This window comes from Actinoplanes sp. NBC_00393 (genome assembly GCF_036053395.1).
In the GTDB taxonomy this organism is placed as follows: Bacteria; Actinomycetota; Actinomycetes; order Mycobacteriales; family Micromonosporaceae; genus Actinoplanes.
In genome coordinates, this window is the sequence record NZ_CP107942.1 from 4,288,372 (window position 1) to 4,306,096 (window position 17,725).

At 71.2% G+C, this 17,725-nt stretch carries 18 protein-coding genes; 6 read left to right on the forward strand and 12 right to left on the reverse strand.

Annotated elements, in window-relative coordinates; genetic code table 11:
* Positions 1–158 precede the first annotated feature (158 nt).
* From OHA21_RS20245 to OHA21_RS20255, 3 genes are all read right to left on the reverse strand, one after another.
* Positions 159–1,946 carry a sensor histidine kinase gene (locus OHA21_RS20245; protein ID WP_328475789.1) on the reverse strand — a complete coding sequence of 596 codons (1,788 nt, stop codon included), beginning with the start codon at positions 1,944–1,946 and terminating at the stop codon, positions 159–161.
* 101 nt (positions 1,947–2,047) lie between these two features.
* Entirely contained in the window at positions 2,048–3,811 is a 1,764-nt protein-coding gene (locus OHA21_RS20250; RefSeq protein ID WP_328475791.1) for an AfsR/SARP family transcriptional regulator, read from the reverse strand.
* Positions 3,812–3,884: 73 nt separating this feature from the next.
* Complete coding sequence (locus OHA21_RS20255; protein WP_328475793.1) at positions 3,885–4,886, reverse strand: ArsR/SmtB family transcription factor; 1,002 nt, start codon at positions 4,884–4,886, stop codon at positions 3,885–3,887.
* A gap of 99 nt (positions 4,887–4,985) precedes the next feature.
* Here OHA21_RS20255 and OHA21_RS20260 point away from each other — a divergent pair, with 99 nt between their 5' ends.
* Positions 4,986–5,879 carry a LysR family transcriptional regulator gene (locus OHA21_RS20260; protein ID WP_328478471.1) on the forward strand — a complete coding sequence of 298 codons (894 nt, stop codon included), beginning with the start codon at positions 4,986–4,988 and terminating at the stop codon, positions 5,877–5,879.
* A 229-nt stretch (positions 5,880–6,108) separates the two neighbouring features.
* Here OHA21_RS20260 and OHA21_RS20265 read toward each other — a convergent pair whose 3' ends face one another.
* Positions 6,109–6,726, reverse strand: a complete 618-nt coding sequence (locus OHA21_RS20265; protein ID WP_328475795.1) for a hypothetical protein — start codon at positions 6,724–6,726, stop codon at positions 6,109–6,111.
* A gap of 88 nt (positions 6,727–6,814) precedes the next feature.
* On the opposite strand from OHA21_RS20265, the gene OHA21_RS20270 reads away from it, so the two are divergent.
* Positions 6,815–7,276, forward strand: a complete 462-nt coding sequence (locus tag OHA21_RS20270) for a hypothetical protein (protein WP_328475797.1) — start codon at positions 6,815–6,817, stop codon at positions 7,274–7,276.
* Between the two features lie 4 nt (positions 7,277–7,280).
* On the opposite strand, the gene OHA21_RS20275 is transcribed toward OHA21_RS20270, so the two are convergent.
* Positions 7,281–7,682 carry a nuclear transport factor 2 family protein gene (locus OHA21_RS20275; RefSeq protein WP_328475799.1) on the reverse strand — a complete coding sequence of 134 codons (402 nt, stop codon included), beginning with the start codon at positions 7,680–7,682 and terminating at the stop codon, positions 7,281–7,283.
* 83 nt (positions 7,683–7,765) lie between these two features.
* On the opposite strand from OHA21_RS20275, the gene OHA21_RS20280 reads away from it, so the two are divergent.
* The 3 genes from OHA21_RS20280 to OHA21_RS20290 all read left to right on the forward strand — a co-directional run bounded on the left by OHA21_RS20280 (position 7,766) and on the right by OHA21_RS20290 (position 11,922).
* Positions 7,766–8,323, forward strand: a complete 558-nt coding sequence (locus OHA21_RS20280; protein ID WP_328475801.1) for a TetR/AcrR family transcriptional regulator — start codon at positions 7,766–7,768, stop codon at positions 8,321–8,323.
* A gap of 97 nt (positions 8,324–8,420) precedes the next feature.
* Positions 8,421–11,540: an isoleucine--tRNA ligase gene (ileS, locus tag OHA21_RS20285; RefSeq protein WP_328475803.1), complete on the forward strand. Its 3,120-nt coding sequence runs from the start codon at positions 8,421–8,423 to the stop codon at positions 11,538–11,540.
* A 43-nt stretch (positions 11,541–11,583) separates the two neighbouring features.
* The gene (locus OHA21_RS20290) at positions 11,584–11,922 is read left to right on the forward strand and encodes an STAS domain-containing protein (RefSeq protein ID WP_328475805.1); all 339 of its coding nucleotides are present in this window, start codon (positions 11,584–11,586) and stop codon (positions 11,920–11,922) included.
* A gap of 122 nt (positions 11,923–12,044) precedes the next feature.
* On the opposite strand, the gene OHA21_RS20295 is transcribed toward OHA21_RS20290, so the two are convergent.
* The 5 genes from OHA21_RS20295 to OHA21_RS20315 form a co-directional block, all read right to left on the reverse strand.
* A complete protein-coding gene (locus OHA21_RS20295) occupies positions 12,045–12,290 on the reverse strand; it encodes a hypothetical protein (RefSeq protein WP_328475807.1) in 246 nt (81 codons plus the stop codon).
* Positions 12,291–12,342: 52 nt separating this feature from the next.
* On the reverse strand, positions 12,343–13,470 hold the full coding sequence (locus OHA21_RS20300) for a hypothetical protein (protein ID WP_328475809.1): 1,128 nt from the start codon (positions 13,468–13,470) through the stop codon (positions 12,343–12,345).
* Positions 13,460–13,609 (reverse strand): hypothetical protein, encoded by a 150-nt coding sequence (locus OHA21_RS20305; RefSeq protein WP_328475811.1) that lies wholly within the window; start codon positions 13,607–13,609, stop codon positions 13,460–13,462. The genes OHA21_RS20300 and OHA21_RS20305 overlap by 11 nt, the downstream gene beginning before the upstream one ends.
* A gap of 153 nt (positions 13,610–13,762) precedes the next feature.
* Positions 13,763–14,269, reverse strand: coding sequence for a pyridoxamine 5'-phosphate oxidase family protein (locus OHA21_RS20310; RefSeq protein ID WP_328475813.1), 507 nt, complete (start codon positions 14,267–14,269; stop codon positions 13,763–13,765).
* A gap of 3 nt (positions 14,270–14,272) precedes the next feature.
* Positions 14,273–15,529, reverse strand: coding sequence for a protein phosphatase 2C domain-containing protein (locus OHA21_RS20315; protein WP_328475815.1), 1,257 nt, complete (start codon positions 15,527–15,529; stop codon positions 14,273–14,275).
* Positions 15,530–15,566: 37 nt separating this feature from the next.
* Between OHA21_RS20315 and OHA21_RS20320 the strand changes: the two genes are divergently transcribed.
* Positions 15,567–15,722 carry a hypothetical protein gene (locus tag OHA21_RS20320; RefSeq protein WP_328475817.1) on the forward strand — a complete coding sequence of 52 codons (156 nt, stop codon included), beginning with the start codon at positions 15,567–15,569 and terminating at the stop codon, positions 15,720–15,722.
* 6 nt (positions 15,723–15,728) lie between these two features.
* On the opposite strand, the gene OHA21_RS20325 is transcribed toward OHA21_RS20320, so the two are convergent.
* Positions 15,729–16,745: an AAA family ATPase gene (locus tag OHA21_RS20325; protein WP_328475819.1), complete on the reverse strand. Its 1,017-nt coding sequence runs from the start codon at positions 16,743–16,745 to the stop codon at positions 15,729–15,731.
* The gene (locus OHA21_RS20330) at positions 16,738–17,706 is read right to left on the reverse strand and encodes a hypothetical protein (RefSeq protein WP_328475821.1); all 969 of its coding nucleotides are present in this window, start codon (positions 17,704–17,706) and stop codon (positions 16,738–16,740) included. The genes OHA21_RS20325 and OHA21_RS20330 overlap by 8 nt, the downstream gene beginning before the upstream one ends.
* Between the last annotated feature and the right edge of the window lie 19 nt (positions 17,707–17,725).

A 17,725-nucleotide genomic window follows, 5' to 3' on the forward strand; every position in this document is an offset into this window, starting at 1 on the left:
GCCGGGCGGGGCTGGGCGGGGCCGGGCTGATCAAGGCGGGGCTGGGCTGGGCCACACCGATACCGGCTGGATACGCATGGATGCGGGAGCGTACGGGCTGGCCTACCTACTCGCCATCCAGCCGCCCGTCACGTCACCGCGCAACTCGGGGACTTGCGTTACACAGCGATGCGCAGCACGAAGCGGCCGTCGCCGGTCGGGGCGGCGCTCAGCTCGCCGCCGAGCCGCGCCACCCGTTCCCGCAGGTTGGTGAGCCCGGATCCGGGCGGCGAAGCCGGATCGGCGGTCGCGGCGAGATCGTTGACGATGGTCAGCGTGGCGCCGGACAGGGTGATCTCGCAGTGCGTCGCGGCGCCGTGCCGGAGCACGTTGGTCACGCCCTCGCGCAGCACCACGGCCAGCAGCGCCCGCACCCGTTCCGGCGGCTCGTCGGCGGCCTGCACCCGGACCTGCAGGCCGGCGCCGGTCAGCGTGGCCTCGGCTGCGCGCAGTTCGTCCGGCCACGACAGGTCGCGCCGGCCGGCCGCGACGTTGTCGACGTCGGCCCGCGCGCTGCGGCACACCTCGACGATCTCCGCGAGTTCCGCCCGGGCCCGCTGCGGGTCGCGCTTCGCCAGCCGGGCCGCCACCTCGGTCTTCAGCGCGATCGCGGACATCCCCAGACCCAGCAGGTCGTGCAGGTCACGGGCGATCCGGACGCGTTCCTGCCCGGCCGCCTCCCGGGCCAGCCGGTGCCGCAGCGTGCGCAGCCGGCTGGTCAGCCGCACGTTCTGGGTCATCCCGAAGGTGGCGAGCCCGACGATGAGCGTGCCGGCGACGCCGTTCGCCGCGTCCCCGAGATCGGGCGACATCCGCAGCCGCAGCACCGTGTCCAGCACCATGATCATCCCGAAGCAGGTCACCGCCGGCAGCGGCCGCAGCACCAGCAGGCAGGATCCGGCGAGCACGCCGCGGGGGTTCAGACCCCACAGACCGAAAACCATCAGGGGTACGAGCACCGCGCCCGACTGCACACCCAACGCCACGTAACTCCACGGCGCGGACGGTGGCGTGACCCGGCTGAGATAGCCCAGCTGCAGCACCGCGCAGACCACCCCGCAGCCGACCGCGACCGCCGCAGCCACCGACACCCCGGCCCGGTCGACGGCGGACAGCACCCACGCGACGAACCACAACCCGACGACAGCCCGCAACAGCCAGGTCGCGAACCGCACTGTCCGCCACGGAACCTCGTCGAGCACCGGCGGCGGGCCGTCCACCCGGTAGTCACGGGCCAGCCCGCGCATCCCCGCCAGTCCCCGGCGCGCGATCACCACCATCTCGTCGAGTTCACGCCCCGCCGCCTCGGGCCGGTCGGTCACGAGCCGGCGCGCCGTCTCCGCCTTGCGGGCGACCAGCGTGAGGCTGCTCGGCAGCAGGCCGCGCAGGTCGTCCGCCAGCCGGGTCCGTTCCGCCCACACCGCCACCTCGGCCAGTGCCCGGCGGGTGCGGCGCAGTTCGCCGACGAGCCGGCCGAGGCGGGTCAACCCGTACGCCTGCAGCAGGAACACCGCCGCCGACACCGCCGACACGAGCAGCGGATAGGGCGCGAGGGTGCCGGTGAGCTGCGCGTAGGTGGATATGCTCGCAGCGATCACCACGACCGTCACCGGGATCGCCCACCAGCCGCCGACCACGAGCAGCGCGGCCATGCACAGCCCGGGCATGGCCGTCCAGGACGGGCCGTACCAAACGATCGGGACGACCGTCAGCACCGCCTGCGCCGTGAGCACCGCCCGCACCCGGCGGTCGCCGAGGGCCCGTCCACTGCGGGTGAACCACAGGTGCAGCACCGCGACGGCGACCAGCAGCGGCGCCGCCAGCACCTTCCCGGCCGTCGGTGTGGCGGACTGCTGCACGTACACGAACGCCACCCCGCAGGTGGTCACCGTGATGGTGTCGACCACCAGCCGGGCCGCGCGCAGCCCGAGCGTGGTGGCGCGCGCCTCGTCGGCATCGGGCAGCGGCGAGGCGGCGGGTGTCCACGTCCTCGTCCGGGGCGCTGAGGTCAGCAGGCCCGCTCACCCCACTCCGAGCCGACCGCGACCGGTCCGTGGTGCCGCCCGTAGAGCGCGGCGAGCGGGTGCAGCCGGAACCGGTCGTAGTCGAGCTGCTCCACCAGGTGGACGGCGACGAGCCGGTCCAGGTGGCGGCGCGCGGTGTGCCGGGACGAGTGGGCCGGCTGCGCGGCGTCGGCGACCGTGAAACAGCGGTCGCCGAGGCGGCGGGCCAGGGCGGCGGTGGACGGGTCGAGCCGCCGGTACGACCAGGACAGCCGCCGGTGCAGGTGCCGGGCGGCGCCGTCGTCGATCGCGGCGATCCGGCCGGCCGCGTCGTGCAGGTCCTGCACCCAGGACCGCAGCGGCACGTCCGGCAGCCGGGCGATCCGTTCGGCGAGCAGGCGCAGGGCCAGCGGATTGCGGTCGCACAGGTCGGCCAGCTGCCGCGCCTGGTGCTCCTGCGCTGCCAGGTCACGCCCGGCGCAGGCGCTGAGGACCGCCACGGACTCGTCGTGGTCCAGCCGGCCGACGGTGACCCGGTCCGCGCCGTCGAGCCCGACCAGGGCACGCAACTGGTCACGGCTGGTGACCAGGACCGTGCTGCCGGGTCCGGGCAGCAGTGGGCGTACCTGATCGGCGTCGGCCGCGTTGTCCAGCAGCACCGCGATCCGGCGGCGAGCGGTCAGCGACCGCCACAGCCGGGCCCGGGCCGGCACCCCGTCGGGCAGCCCGGTGGCACCGGCCTCGCCGAGCAGCGCGGCCAGCGCTTGGGCCGGCTCGAGCGGGGGCCCGTCGGCGAACCCGTTCAGGTCCAGATGGAACATGCCGTCCGGGAAGGCCTCGGCGTGGGCGTGCAGCCACCGCGCCGCCAGCGCCGACTTGCCGATCCCGGCCGGGCCGTCGATCACCGCGATCGCGGCCGTGTCCGGGTCCGCGTCGCCGAGGTGCTTGTCGAGCGCGGCCAGCTCGGCGCCGTGCCCGACGGTGTGCGCGGGAACGGCCGGCACGCTGGCCGCGGCGGCGACGGTCACCCGGCCGGCCGGGGCCAGGGCGTCGCCGCGCAGCATCCGCTGGTGCAGTTCGCGCAGCTCGCTGCCGGGTTCGACACCGAGTTCGCCGATCAGCCGGTGCGACACCGTGTGGTACGCGCCGAGCGCCTCGGCCTGCCGTCCCTGCCGATACAGCGCGGTCAGCAGCTGCGCCCAGAACCGTTCCCGGAACGGATGCTCGGCGGTCAGCCCGTGCAGCTCGGTGACCAGCCCGTCAAGCCGGCCGAGCCGCATGTCGATCGCAATGCGCCGTTCCAGAGCGAGCAGCCGCCGCTCCTGCAGCGGCGCCACGTCCAGGTCGTGCAGCACCGGCGAGGCGACATCGGCGCACGGCTGGTCCCGCCACAACTCCAGGGCCCGGTGCAGTAGCCGCCGCTCGTGCTCCGGTGAGCCGGCCGTGGCCGCCTCGGCGATCAGCTGGTCGAACACGTGCAGGTCGAGTTCGCCGGGAGCGACCCGCAGCACGTACCCGGTCGAGCCGGTGACGATCGCGCCCGGCCAGGGCAGTTCCTGGCGCAACCGGACGATGTTGGTCTGCACCGCCCGGCGCGGTGACGCCGGCGGCTCGCGGTGCCACATCCGGTCGGCCAGCTGCGTCACCGACAGCTCCCGGTTGGCGTGCAGCAGCAGCGCCGCCAGGACCGTGCGCACCTTGCCGCCGCTCACCGGCCGGGTCCCGCGCTCGTCCTCGACGAGCACGGGACCGAGAACCCTGTATCGCATGCCGTCCCCCCCGGACGGTGACAGTAGGAACGGGCCGGCGCGGCAGCCAAACGATTCGGCGATCCTCGAAGTGTCAGGACAGCAGATCGACAACCGCATGCCCGCGATCGGTACGCCCGACGTACACGTGACGGCCACGCTGCCGGCGAGTCAGCAGACCGGCGTCGACGAGTTGCGCGCAGTGGTAGGTGGCGACGTTCGGCGCGCAGCCCGCGGCCTCGGCGAGCGTGCGCATCGGCACCGGCACGTGGGCGGCCCGCAGCAGGCGTGCCCGCACCGGCCCGACCAGCAGTTCCAGCGCGTCGCGCTGCTCGATCGGCCGGCCGGGCCGCCACAGCGAGTCCAGGCCGGGCACCGGATAGCCGAGCCAGATCTGGTCGGGCAGGTCCGGGTCGAAGATGGATGCGCCGGCCCCCGACACCGTCGGCGTCAGCACCAGCCGCCGGCCGGCCAGGTCGAACCATTCCGCCTGCCGGATCGGGATGGACAGCGTCTGATCGCGGTAGCGCCAGCGCGGGTTGAGGTCGGCGAGCACCATGTCGAAGCCGCCGCGCACCGACGCCACCCCGATCCGGGTGGTCTCCCGGTCGATCAGCGTGGTGGCGCGCCGCCACACCGGCTGGAAACTGCGCCAGGTGGATCGCAGCGTCGCGGCGTAACCGTCGAGCCATTTCGCCGGCCGGCGCAGCACCGAACGCCACGCGGCCGGCGGCGCCGCGCCGTGCAGTTCCTCGACCTGTTCGGTCAGATGGGCGCCGGCGGTCTCGATGATCTGGTCCAGGTGCGCGTCAAAGTCGGTGTCCCGCACCGACACCGACGGTCCCAGGCAATGCGGGATGTTTGGTGGCCCGGAGCCGAACAGCGGGGTGAGCGTCTCCAGCCCGTGCGACGGCAGGCCCGAGCGCACCACCTGCCGCCACGGTGGCGGCACGCCCTGCGAGGTGCCGGCGACGTCGCCGGCCAGCGACAACACCGTGGCCATCGGCATGACCGTCAGATCGACCCGCAGATCCCGTACGTCACCGAGCGCGATCTCGGCGATCGCCATCACGTGCCCCTTCCGGCTGGTTGACACCGCCGATCGTCGGCCTGTCCGAGGGCTTGGAACAACGCCGGATCCGGCACACCACCGATGAGCTTCGCTCATGGATCCACTACCTTCGAAGCCGTGGAGATGCGGGAGCTGGAGACGTTCCTCGTGCTGGCCGAGGAGCTCCACTTCGGGCGTACGGCGAAACGGCTCTACCTCACCCAGAGCCGGGTCAGCCAGATCGTGCGCGGGCTGGAGGACCGGCTCGGCGGGGCGCTGTTCGAGCGCACCAGCCGGCGGGTGGCGCTGACCGCGCTCGGCGAGCAGTTCCGCGACGACGTCCGCCCCGCCGTCGAGCAGCTCCGGCTCGCCGTACGCCGCGGCCGTGAGACCGCCGGCGGCGTACACGGGCTGTTGCGCATCGGCGTGCCCACCTACTCGATGGCCGGTCCCCGCTTCACCGCGGTGCTGCGCGAGTTCGAGCAGCGCTACCCGAAATGCCGGGTCGAGGTCACCGAGGAGTTCCCCGGCGACTTCGACCGGCTGCGGCGCGGCCGCTACGACGTGCTCTGCCAGCGGCTGCCGATCGACGAGCCCGACGTGACGATCGGCGCCACCCTCAGCGTCGACGAGCGGGTGCTGCTGGTGCGCACCGGCCATCCGCTGCTCGACCGTGGCTGGGCGACGCTGGAGGACCTGGCCGGCGAGGTGGTGATCGAACGTTCCGGCATCCCCGAGCGGGTGTACGCCGAGTACTGGCCGGCCACCACGCCGTCCGGGCAGCCGATCCGGCGCGGGCCGAGCATCGCCACCACCAGCGACGTGCTGCAACTGGTCGCGCGCGGGGAGATCGTGCACCCGACGGTGGCGTCGTTCAGCACCTACTACCGGCATCCGGAGGTGACGTACGTACCGTTGCGGGGTCTGCCCGCCGCGACCAACGTGCTGGTCTGGCTGACCGCCCGCGAGACCCCGGCGATCCGCGCCCTGTCCGCGACCGCGGCCGAGCTGGTCGCCGCCGGCGTGAAGCCGGACTGACGCCGCAGGTCGCTATCCAGGGGGCATGAACCAAGCAGTCGTCCGACGCGTCACCGGCCTGTGCGGCATCCTCACCGCGGCCGCCCTGATCGATCTTCTTCGGCAACGACCCGGCGAACTTCTACGCCGCCAACGGCTGGGGCACCACCGCCAGCCTGGGCGCCCTGCTCAGCTACTGGCTGCTGGCCTTCGGCATCAGCGTGCTGCGCAGCGCCCGCCCGTCGCCGGATCAGAGCGTCAGCACGTACGCGTCACCGTCGCGCCGGAACCCCAGCCTGTCGTAGTAGGGCGCCCGCATCCCCGGCGGCGTGATCACGGTGCGGCAGCCGCGACCCGAGAAGTACCTGCTCTGCCGGTACACGAACTCGCCCGGTGTGAAGTCCCGGTACCGCTGGGTCACGTAGTCCAGGACCACCTGCGCCACCCCGTCCCCGACCGTCCGGAACACCACCACGCCGACCACCTCGTCGCCGCTGACCACCAGGAACGCGGCGGCGTCGCGGCGGGTCCCGTCGTCCCAGGTGAACTGCGGGTTGAACCGGACGATGTCGTCGTGATGCAGCCGCAGCGTGTGCGCCAGAAACTCGTCGTCGGTACGCACCTCGACCACCTGATAGGTCGCCGCGTCGTGCCGGGTGGACAGCATCCGCCACAGGTACCAGACGTTGATCGCGGCCAGCACGACGTTGAGCCCCACCATGGGCCAGACCTGGATGGCCGCGTTGAAACCGAGCAGCACCAGGCAGCCGGCCAGGTTGAGCGCCCGCAGCCGGAGCAGCCGGCTCTGCAGCAGGGACCAGACGAGCAGGGCGGATCCGGCCCAGCCGATGATGTCGAGCAGCGTCACCGGCCGAAATTACCCCAGTCGGCGATAAATGGATCCGGCGGGCCACCTGGTCAATCATGGGAATTGTTCGATGTCGCAGGATGTCCCGATGCGTTTCAAGACCATCACTGCGGTCCTGCTCACCGGCGTTCTCCTGACCGGCTGCGGGAGCAGCAACTCCTCGACCCGTAACAAGAGCACCAGCAAGTCCAACAAGTCGGTGACGTCCACCAAGAAACCGACGACCAAGGCTAAACCGGTGAAGAATTCCCAGAAGGATCTGCGAAAGGCGGTGGAGGCCTACAGCGACGCCTACCTGACGGGTGACGCCACCACCGCGTACGGATTGCTCTCCGAGCGATGCCGGCAGCGGATCACCGAGACCGAGTTCACCGACCTGGTCACCGCGGCGAAGCAGCAGCATGGCACCCCGCTGCGCTTCAAAACCTACTCGGCGACCGCCAGCGGAAATTCCGCCAAGGTCTCCTACGCCTACCCGGTGAAGGCGATCGAGCAGACCAAGGAGCCGTGGGTCCGCGAGGCTGGTTACTGGTACCGGGACAACTGCTGAGCACCTAAGCGATGCTCGCGAGCGCCTCCATCAGCGGCAGCGGATTGATGTAGTCGCGGCAGGACACGATCCGCCCGTCGCGGACCCGGAACACGGCGATGACCGCCTGCTCGAAAGGCGCGCCGGTCGCGACGACGGTGCCGTGCGATTCGTACTCGACGATGACCACCTCCGGGTCGGTGGTCTCGTGCATCACCACGTTGCGGTGCTCACCCAGCCGGATGAGTCCGTCAGCGGTCGCAGCCAGGTGCCGCCGGATCTCGTCCCGGCCTTGCACTCGCGCCGGCACACCGGGCGGCCGATACGGCCATTCCAGGTATCCGTCGGGCGCCATCAATGCGGCGAACGTTTCGATGTCCTGCTCGCGGGCGGCTCCGAGCAGTTGTTCGACGATCTCGCGGGCCATGGCTTCGCCTCTCGTTGAACGCGTGTTGATTGAACGACCGTAGAACGAACGGCCGGTTCGGTCAACGGCCGTAGAATCGCCGGGTGACCCGGGCCGAGCAACGCCGCCGCACCGAGGAGAAGATCCTCGCCGCGGCCCGCCAGATGTTCGCCGACCTCGGCTACGACCGCACCACGATCCGCGCGGTCGCCCGGGTCGCCGGCGTCGACGCCGGCCTGGTCATGCACTATTTCGGCAGCAAGGACGAGCTGTTCGCCCGCTCCACCGAACTGTCCACCGACGAGATGTCCGGCGAGACGCTGCTCGCCTCGCTCGCCAACCGCCTGCAGGACGAGCCGACCGCCTCGCTCGCCGTTCTGCGCTCCATGCTCACCAACCCGGACGCCGCGCAGCGTTACCGGGCTGCGGCCGGGCCCGAGCTGGACCGGATCGCCGCCGCGATTCCCGCCGCCGACGCCGACCTGCGCGCCGCCCTGCTCAGCGCCATCGTCCACGGCGTGATCATCGAGCGCTACCTGCTGCGTCTCGGCCCGCTCGCCGACGCCGCGCCCGGCGACATCGTCGATCTGCTGCGCCCGTGCTTCGAGATGCTGGCCGGCTCGACGGAAAACCGGGCGACCGACGCCGGGCCGCCACTGTAGGCTCTGCGGGGCGCGAGCCTCGTCCCTCCGTTGGAGAGCGACGCCGGAGGACGGCGTCGTTGAGCGACGTTTTGAGCGAAGCCCGACGGAGGATGCGATGTACCGGCCCGTGCCCGCGCAGGTCGACCTGCCCGCCCTCGACCACGAGGTGCTGGAGTTCTGGCAGGCCGACCAGGTCTTCGCCCGCAGCCTCGAGCAGTCCGAGGGGCGCCCCGACTGGATCTTCTACGAGGGGCCGCCGACCGCCAACGGCATGCCCGGCACCCACCACATCGAGGCGCGCGTCTTCAAGGACGTCTTCCCGCGCTACCGGACGATGAAGGGCTTCCGGGTCCCGCGCAAGGCCGGCTGGGATTGTCACGGTCTGCCGGTGGAGCTGGCGGTGGAGAAGGAGCTGGGCTTCGCCGGCAAGCAGGACATCGAGAAGTACGGGATCGCCGAGTTCAACGCCCGCTGCCGGGAGTCGGTGACCCGGCACACCGACGCGTTCGCCCGGCTGACCGAGCGCATGGGCTACTGGGTCGACATGGACGACGCGTACCGGACCATGGACCCGGAGTACGTGGAATCCGTCTGGTGGTCGCTCAAGCAGATCTTCGACAAGGGTCTGCTGGTCGAGGACTTCCGGGTGGCGCCGTGGTGCCCGCGCGACCAGACCGCGCTCTCCGATCACGAACTGGCGCAGGGCTACGAGGACGACACCGACCCTTCGGTGTACGTCCGATTGCCGCTCACCGAAGGCCCCCTGGCCGGCGAGGCGTCGCTGTTGGTGTGGACGACCACCCCGTGGACGCTGGTGTCGAACACCGCGGTCGCCGTGCACCCCGAGGTGACCTATGTGGTCGCGACCGACGGCAACGAGCAGCTCGTCGTGGCCGAGGCGCTGCTGCAGCCGGCTCTCGGCGACGGCTGGACGGCCACCGGCCGCAGCTTCACCGGCAAGGAGCTGGAGCGCTGGGCGTACCGTCCGCCGTTCGACCTGGTCGACGTGCCGGACGCGCACATCGTCATCCTGGCCGGCTACGTCACCACCGACAGCGGCACCGGCCTGGTGCATCAGGCGCCCGCGTTCGGCGCCGACGACCTGGCCAGCTGCCGCGCCTACGGCCTGCCGCTGGTCAACCCGATCCGCCCGGACGGCACCTTCGCCCCGCAGACCGCCCTGGTCGGCGGCCGGTTCTTCAAGGACGCCGACCCCCTGCTCGTCGCCGACCTGAGCGAACGCGGCCTGCTGTTCCGCGCCGAGCAATATCAGCACAGCTACCCGCACTGCTGGCGCTGCCACACGCCGCTGATCTACTACGCGCAGCCGTCGTGGTACGTGCGCACCACCGCGGTCCGCGACGACCTGCTCCGCGAGAACGAGCGCACCAACTGGCAGCCCGCGACGATCAAGCATGGACGGTACGGCGACTGGCTGGTCAACAACGTCGACTGGGCGCTGTCCCGGTCCCGTTACTGGGGCACTCCCCTGCCGATCTGGCGCTGCCCGGAGAACCACCTGACCTGTGTCGGCTCCCTCGCCGAGCTGGGCGAGCTGGCCGGCCGGAATCTGTCCGCCCTGGACCCGCACCGCCCGTTCGTCGACGACGTCACCCTGACCTGTCACTGCGGCGCCACCGCGAACCGCGTCCCGGAGGTGATCGACGCCTGGTACGACTCCGGCGCCATGCCGTTCGCCCAGTTCGGCTACCCGCACCGGAACCGGGAGTTGTTCGAGAAGAGCTATCCGGCCCAGTTCATCTGCGAGGCGATCGACCAGACCCGCGGCTGGTTCTACACGCTGATGACCGTCGGCACGATCGTTTTCGGTCGCTCGGCGTACGAGAACGTGGTCTGCCTCGGGCACATCCTGGCCGAGGACGGCCGCAAGATGTCCAAGCACCTCGGCAACATCCTCGAGCCGATCCCGCTGCTGGAGCAGCACGGCGCGGACGCCGTCCGGTGGTACATGGCCGCGGCCGGTTCGCCCTGGTCAGCGCGGCGGGTCGGGCACGCCACCCTGCAGGAGGTGGTGCGCAAGACCCTGCTGACGTACTGGAACACCGTTGCGTTCCAGGCGCTCTACGGGCGTACCTCGCAATGGTCCCCGTCCGCGGCCGACCCCGCCGCGGCCGACCGCCCGGTCCTGGACCGCTGGGTCCTCTCCGAGCTCAACCTGCTGGTGGGCCGGGTCGACGCGGCCATGGCCGCGTTCGACACGCAGGAGGCCGGGCGGCAGCTCGCGGCCTTCATCGACGATCTCTCCAATTGGTACGTGCGGCGCAGCCGCCGCCGTTTCTGGCGCGGCGACCCGGCGGCGCTGGCGACCCTGCACGAAGCGTTGCGCACCGTGACGCTGCTGCTCGCGCCGATCGTCCCGTTCATCACCGAGCGCGTCTGGCAGGACCTGGTCGTCGCCGTCGACCCCACCGCCCCCACGTCGGTGCACCTGGCCGACTACCCGGCCGCCGACGAGACGCTGATCGACCCGGCCCTCGGCGAGCAGGTCACGCTCACCCGGCGCCTGGTCGAACTCGGTCGCACGGCCCGCGCCGAATCCGGCGTCAAGATCCGTCAGCCGCTGTCCCGGTCGCTCGCCTCGGCGCCCGGCTTCGCCGCACTGGACCCGGAACTGATCGCCGAGATCGCCGCGGAACTCAACGTGGCCGCCGTGCTTCCGGTCAGCGACTCCGCGGAGTCGCTGGTGGACACCACCGCAAAAGCCAATTTCCGTACGCTCGGCAAGCGCTTCGGCAAACAGGTGCAGGCCGTCGCCCGGGCGATCGCCGAAGCGGACGCCGCAGCGCTCAACCGCGATCTGGCCGCCGGTACCGCCACGGTCCTGGTCGACGGCTCGCCGGTCACGCTGTCCACCGACGAGGTGATCATCACCGAGACACCGCGGGAAGGCTGGGCCGTCGCCTCCGAGGCCGGCGCGAGCCTGGCCCTCGACCTGCACCTCACCCCTTCGCTGCGGCGGGCCGGCCTGGCCCGCGAAGCGATCCGGCTGATCCAGGACGCCCGCAAGTCCACCGGCCTGGAGGTTACCGACCGCATCGAGCTGCACTACGAGTCGGCGGACGAGCAGGTCACCGCCGCCCTCACCGAACATGCGGCTCTGGTGGCCGACGAGGTCCTCGCGACGAGTTTCGCCGCCGGCAGGCCGGCCTGGGCGCAACAGGCCCACACCGGCTTGAGCCTGACGTTCTGGCTACGCCGGGCAGAAACCCCCTGATCGGGATAATCCACACCGCATTATTTGCTGGTAGACAAGTATCGTGCTCGACAGACACTTCGCCATCGCCACAGACCCGGTGCGCGTCGGCGACGACGAGGTGACGACATCGCGGATCCGGCTCGCCGGAGACCTCGACATAGCCACCCGCGACGACTTGCGCGCCGCCCTGCTCGCCGTCATCGAGGCCGGCGAGTGCGCCCGCCTGCTGGTGGACCTCCGGCAGGTGCGCTTCATCGACTCGGAGGCGCTGAGCGCCCTCATCGAGGGCTACCTCGCCGCCGAAAAGGCCGGCATCGCCTTCCACCTCGTCGAGGCGCGCGGCATCGTGGAACGGGTCCTCACGGTGGTCGGCCTCGACCACCTGTGCGGCCCCACCTGAAGCCGCATGCCCGACCGAGGCCGCAAGCCCGGCCGAGGCCGCAAGCCCGGCCGAGGCCGCAAGCCCGGCCCGGTCAAGGACGCCGGCCGGTCCGGCGACAGCGCGACCGGGCCGCCACCGGGTCACCGGTGGCGGCGCAAACCGTCCCATTCCCGGCGGGCGTCCAGCATCTGCCCGAGCGCCTCGTGCAGCTCGCGCAGCACCGCGACGTCGACCGCAGTCCAGTCCCGCACCTTGACGTCGCGCCCGGGATCGATCGGCACCCCGCGCGCGAGCAACGTGGCGTAGGCGCGCACGAACCGCCGGGCCGCAGCCACATACCGGCTACGAGCCAACGGCGCCTGCCGCTCCGGCCGCGTGTTCCCCACCGCGTCATCGTACGCATGTTCGGATCTTGGCCTCCGACCAGCACACCTGCAGTCAGGTAGGGGCCCGATGCGTGTCCCACAGGAGGCTTGTCACGACCTGACGGTCCATTCGCGTGATCTCAGCCGTCTGCTGAATGCTGAAGGACATGACGCAGCACAGAAAGTAGACCGCTTTCCCCTCGGTCGACCAGCTTGCCACCGACGGCGCTTTCTCGATCTCTCCCATGATCGAGGCCGGATCCTCAAACGCCTCTCGCCACACCGGGACGATCTCCCGCAGCGCGAAATGTGCGACCGCTCGATACTGGTCTGTGCGGGTGGGCACCATGCGCGGCCCGAATTTCGCCAGAAACTTGTCCACCACTGGCCCAGCCCTGCGTCCGGGTGGCATGCGCTTCGCGAGATAGCCCTCCAGATATCCGCGAAGTGCTCTGACCCGCGCCTCATCTACTCGGAACTCGTAGCCGTCGGGACCGCGGGTCACCGAGTTCCGCACCACATGATCGCGCCACTTGGCCGGCCACGCCGTGGTCCGAGACCACCTGATCCCTTCGAACGGAACCCCGCGCAGATCAACAGCACCGAGATCTTTCCCGGAGAAGTCGGCCAGCAACGTCTCGAATTCGGTGAACCCGGCGTGGACCGACCGCAGACCCAACCTCCCGGCCAGCTCCCGCACGCCCCTGATCCGCGGCATGGTTTCCGAATCAAAGGCCAACGCGCCATCGATCTCCGCCCGCAGTTGGATCATGGCCGGAGCTGCCCGGCCGGGCCCGCCGCAGCGTGCCATCGCCGCGTCCACATCGCGGCGCGCGATCAGAAACATGCACGCGAAAGTAGACATGCATTCGCAGACCGGCGCTGCGGCGAGAGCCGGCACGGCGGCGTGAGTGCGAAGCTCGACCAGTTCAGCCACCCGGCGCGACGCCACCCGATCCAGGATCTCCCGGAATCCACCCGAGCCGGCCCGGAGAACCGGCAGCCTACGCATGATCGGTCCGCGTGCCGACTGCCGCAGGAGATCGCCGATCCGGCCCACCAGTTCGTCATCGCAGTGCTCACGATGGTGGTAGGCGCCGGCCGCGATCAGCTTCCGCGCCGCCTGCTGGGCCGTCTGGTACGGCACGCCGAGGCGTTCGGCCACGGTTGCGATGCGCTTCCGGCGGCTGCTATTGCTCATCGCTGCCGTCCGCTGTCTTCCCCAAGGCGGACCGGCTCCACTCGATGAGCCGATCCAGCACGTCGTTGGCGAACATCCCGTAACGATGCGGGCTGATGAGCCCGCCGATCGCGACGATCGGCACCAGCGCGACCGCCACGACGACGATGACGACATGCGGAATCAGAATGCCCAGCGGACGGCCGCAAGACCCTTCGACCGCGCAACGGATCAGGTCCGGGTGATCCTGCGGTAAGGCTCTCGTGGAGCCGCGAGAAAGCTAACAACCCAGCGGCCCGGCACGCAACGAAAGTCACCCGTGGCGCGCGTGTCGGTGCCGACGGAAGGTGAACCGGGTGGCGTCGCGGGGGAACTCGGTCCAGGCCAGCACCCGGGACGGGGTCAGCAGCCACAGCTCGGCGGTGTAGGCCTCGGGTGGGGCCGCGTAGCCGTACTTCGTCTTGGACAGCGCGGCCAACTCGCGCGCCTGCGAGGCGGTCGGCGTGGTCAGGCCCGCGGTGCCCTCCACGATGACGGCCCGGGCGCCGTCCTCCACGTGGGCCGCGGCGGCGCCGTCGGCGAGCAGGTTGCGGTGGTGGACGGTGGCCGTGCTGCCGCCGAACCACAGCGCGTCATCGACCCACAGGCCGTCGGTGGGCACGATGTGCGGGCGGCCGTCCGGCCGGACCGTCGCCAGCCAGTAGCGGGGCGCCGAGGCCAACCGGGCGGACACGTCCGCCCAGGCCAGCAGCCGGTCCGGCGGGCGGCCGTAGTCGTCCGGCAGAGTCATCGGTACGGCCACCGGCGGCGATGCGGTCATGGGTCATGCTCCCACGGCCAGTCGCCGCGCGTATTCGTCGTCGGGCGCGATATCGTCGACCGCCTGACGGGCAGCGTCCTGCTCGCCGCGGGCCCGCAGCAGGCGGATCAGCAGGTAGAGCGCGGTCCGGTCACCGGAAGCAGCGCGGGCTCGCAGGTCGTCGGCGCGGCCTTCCTCGTGCAGTTGCCGGTCGAGGCGCCGGCGTGCCCGGGCGTCATTGGTCGCCAGCGCGGCGAGTTCGTCGAGTCGCCCAGCGCGGGCCAGCGCGTCCAGATATCCGTAGTAGGCCTGGTGAAGTGTGCCGTCCAGGTCGTCCACGACCTCGGGGAACCGGGCGCCGGTGACCGACGCGAACAGATCGACCGCAGCCGCGTAGTCGCCTCGCTCTCTGGCCCGGTCGGCGGCGGCGAGGATGGAGAACGGCGGCTGCAGGCGGTGATCCAGCTCGGAGATCTTGATCAGCGCCGCGGCCTTGTCGTCGTGGACCTTGCTGCGGGGCCAGCGCGACCGGTCGGAGTCGGTCTCCTCGACGCCGTGCACGTGGTCGGCGAGTGCCTGCACACCTTCGGCCGCGACCAGTTCGAAGATGCCGTACCAGTGCGGGAACCCGTTGACCGCGTAACGGTCGACGACGTCGGCCACCCCGTCGGTCATCAGCAGGACGGCGTCGACCTCAGCACGCGGCCAGCTGCGCACGACGGCTTCGTGGGCGGCAGCCGGGTCGGCCTCGGCGATCCAGTACCCGCCGGGGCGGTTGCGCAGCGCACGCTGGGCGGCCTGCAGCTCGATCATGAGCCGGGTGAGCTCGTCCCCGGTCGGGCATCGCGCCTGGAGGGCGGCACGCTGTGAGGCCGCGATCGGGTCGAGGCGGTCGTCGTAGACGCGATGGGCGCGCTGGTCGCGGGTGTAGACGATCGCGGTGGAGTCGCCGAGCGTCAGTACCTCGATCGTCTCCTCGGTCCAGCGGCAGATCAGCACGGTCGACGACGGGGCGTCACCAGGCATGAGCTGCGTGCGGGCGACGACGGCCCGGATGGCGTCGGCGAGGTGCGCGGTCAGGGGCAGGTCGTCCGGGCGTCGCAGGCATCGGGCGAGCTCGGCGGCGAGCTGATCGGCATACCAGCCGCCGTCCCGTTCCTCCGGGACCCACGACGAGGCGCCGTCGAGCACGATCACGGCGTCGTCCAGGACGACGATGCGGTCCTGGGTCGGAGTGCCGGCCGAGCCGGACCGGTGGCCGGTCTCGATGCGTACGGTCACTACTGGAAACTCTCCTTCGAGAATGAAACCCTGAGGCATGACCACCAGTCGGAAGATCCCGCTCTCCTGCCGGCTCAACCTGCGTCATCAGTGGCGGACCCGCAGCACCGAGGACGGCAATCGGTGGAAGGCGTGCGCCCACTGCGACCGGATGAAGGAAACCACGAACATCGACGTCCACCTGTTCCACTGACGACCGTCACCATTCGACGCGGACGTCGCCGAATGAGAGGCGCTCCAGCTTCTCGGCCTGCGCGACCGCGTCTTCGTGCGCCGCGGCCAGCACGTCAGCGGGCTGCCCGCGCAGCTCGTCGCCGATGATCGGCGGGCCGTATCCGAGTCCGCGCTGCCGGATCCGCTCGCGCAGCTGATCCGGGCCCGCGTGCAGCCGGTAGACGGTGATGCGCGCCGCGGGCAGCGCGTCGCGGTAGAGCTTCAGCTGGTCCGGGTTCTCGATCCGGCCGACAACAACGAGTCGCTGTGCACCGTACGCCGAGAAGTTTGTATGGACAGCGGCCAGATTGGCCGCCTTGAGCCGATGATCGTGGCCGAAGCCGATCTGCTGGAGGTCGACGAATCCGGTGGTGTGGCCGTCCCGCCGGAACCGCTCGGCAAGCTCCCATCCGAACGTCGACTTGCCGACCGCGGGCGCCCCGCAGACAAAGATGATCTCCCCCGGCGTCGCAGCCGGTTGCGGCCAGTCGCCCGGCTGCCGGGACGGGCAGAACGGCCACCGCTCGCGGACCTCGGCGAGCACATCAGCCGCAGTGCGCCCGGTGGTGTCCAGGACGGGATACGGCAAGCCGCTGCGGTCGAGCACGACTCCCGCCCGCAGCGCGGCTTCGCGCTCTTCACCAGGGCGGGCCCGGTCCACCAGGCGCCGGCGGTGTTCAGGCTGGTCGCAGCGCAACCGCAGTACAGTGAGCTCAACCCCGGTCAGGTGCTCGGTATGGATGCCGCGGTGCGAGTCGATGTAGCCGGAGACGATCAGGCTGGTCGCGCCGGCCGCCGCGTAGTTGGCCGCCACCTGCCCGAGGATGCGCGCCTCGAGGATCGTGCGGCCGGGGTCGGACGGGATCTCCGGGTAGCACATGCCCAGCTGGTCGATGTCGACGTGAGCGGCGCCGGGCCGCTCGTTGAACAACTCCCACGCGATGGTGGACTTCCCGACGCCGGACGGGCCGCACAACCAGAGCACCGGAAAACGGTCAAGCATCGGGATCCCTCAGTGAGGTGGGCGAGATCAGGGGTTGCAGCAGGGCGTCGCCGATGATGCCCCGCGGCCGCCGGACGACGCCGGCGAGCAGGTCGGCGACCTGGACCCGCGGGTCGTCGCGGGAGTCGACCATCACCAGCCCGGCCAGCGGCGACACGCCCGCCGGACCGGTCAGTGCCTGTTTCAGGCGGGTCAGCCGGTCGGCGGTGAGCGCGCTCTGCTCGTCGTGGAAGACCAGCACCTGCCGCTGCCCGCCGCTCCAGAACAGCACGGTTTCGGCCAGCGCCGGCAGCAGCGGCTCCAGCGGGGGCGGAATCGTACGGTCGTCGCGGTCGAGCCTGGTCAGCACCGCCCACACCACGCCCGGATCGAGGGCGTCCAGGACGGGCTCCCCCAGACCGTGCCGGGCCAGCGCGTCGCGGGCCTGGAAGAAGCGGTCCACACCGGGCTGAGCCGGCGGCCTGCGTTTGATCCGGACCAGGTCGACGAAGGCCGCCAGGAACTCGTCCCAGTCGTTTCCGGCCGCGCGCCCGGCCCGGTACAGCGCGAGGGCGGCCGGCCGGCGATCCAGCGCCAGCCGGGTGCCGGCCGCATACGACGGCTCACTCAGCAGCAGGTCGACGATCCGGGTGACCAGGAAGAACTCCTTGTCGACCAGATAGACCTGCGCCCGGCCGCGGAGCGCGGTCAGGAACCACTCCAGCGCCTCACCCGCGCGCGGCCGGCGCAGGAACTGCCCGGACTTCAGCTCGTGCGGCGAGAACCGGAAGCCGGACCGCAGCTCGGTGATCAACTCGACGGCCTCGGGCCCGCTCAGGTCGACGCTCGCGTGCGTGATCACCGGCGTGGCCGGATCGAGCAGATTGGAGCCGGAGAACCCCGACTCGTCGCACGCGATCTCCACGACCGCGCCGGCCACCGCGCCCGTCGGCGGCAACCCACCCTGCAGCGGCGACCTCACCCGAGCATGGTCGCCCTCG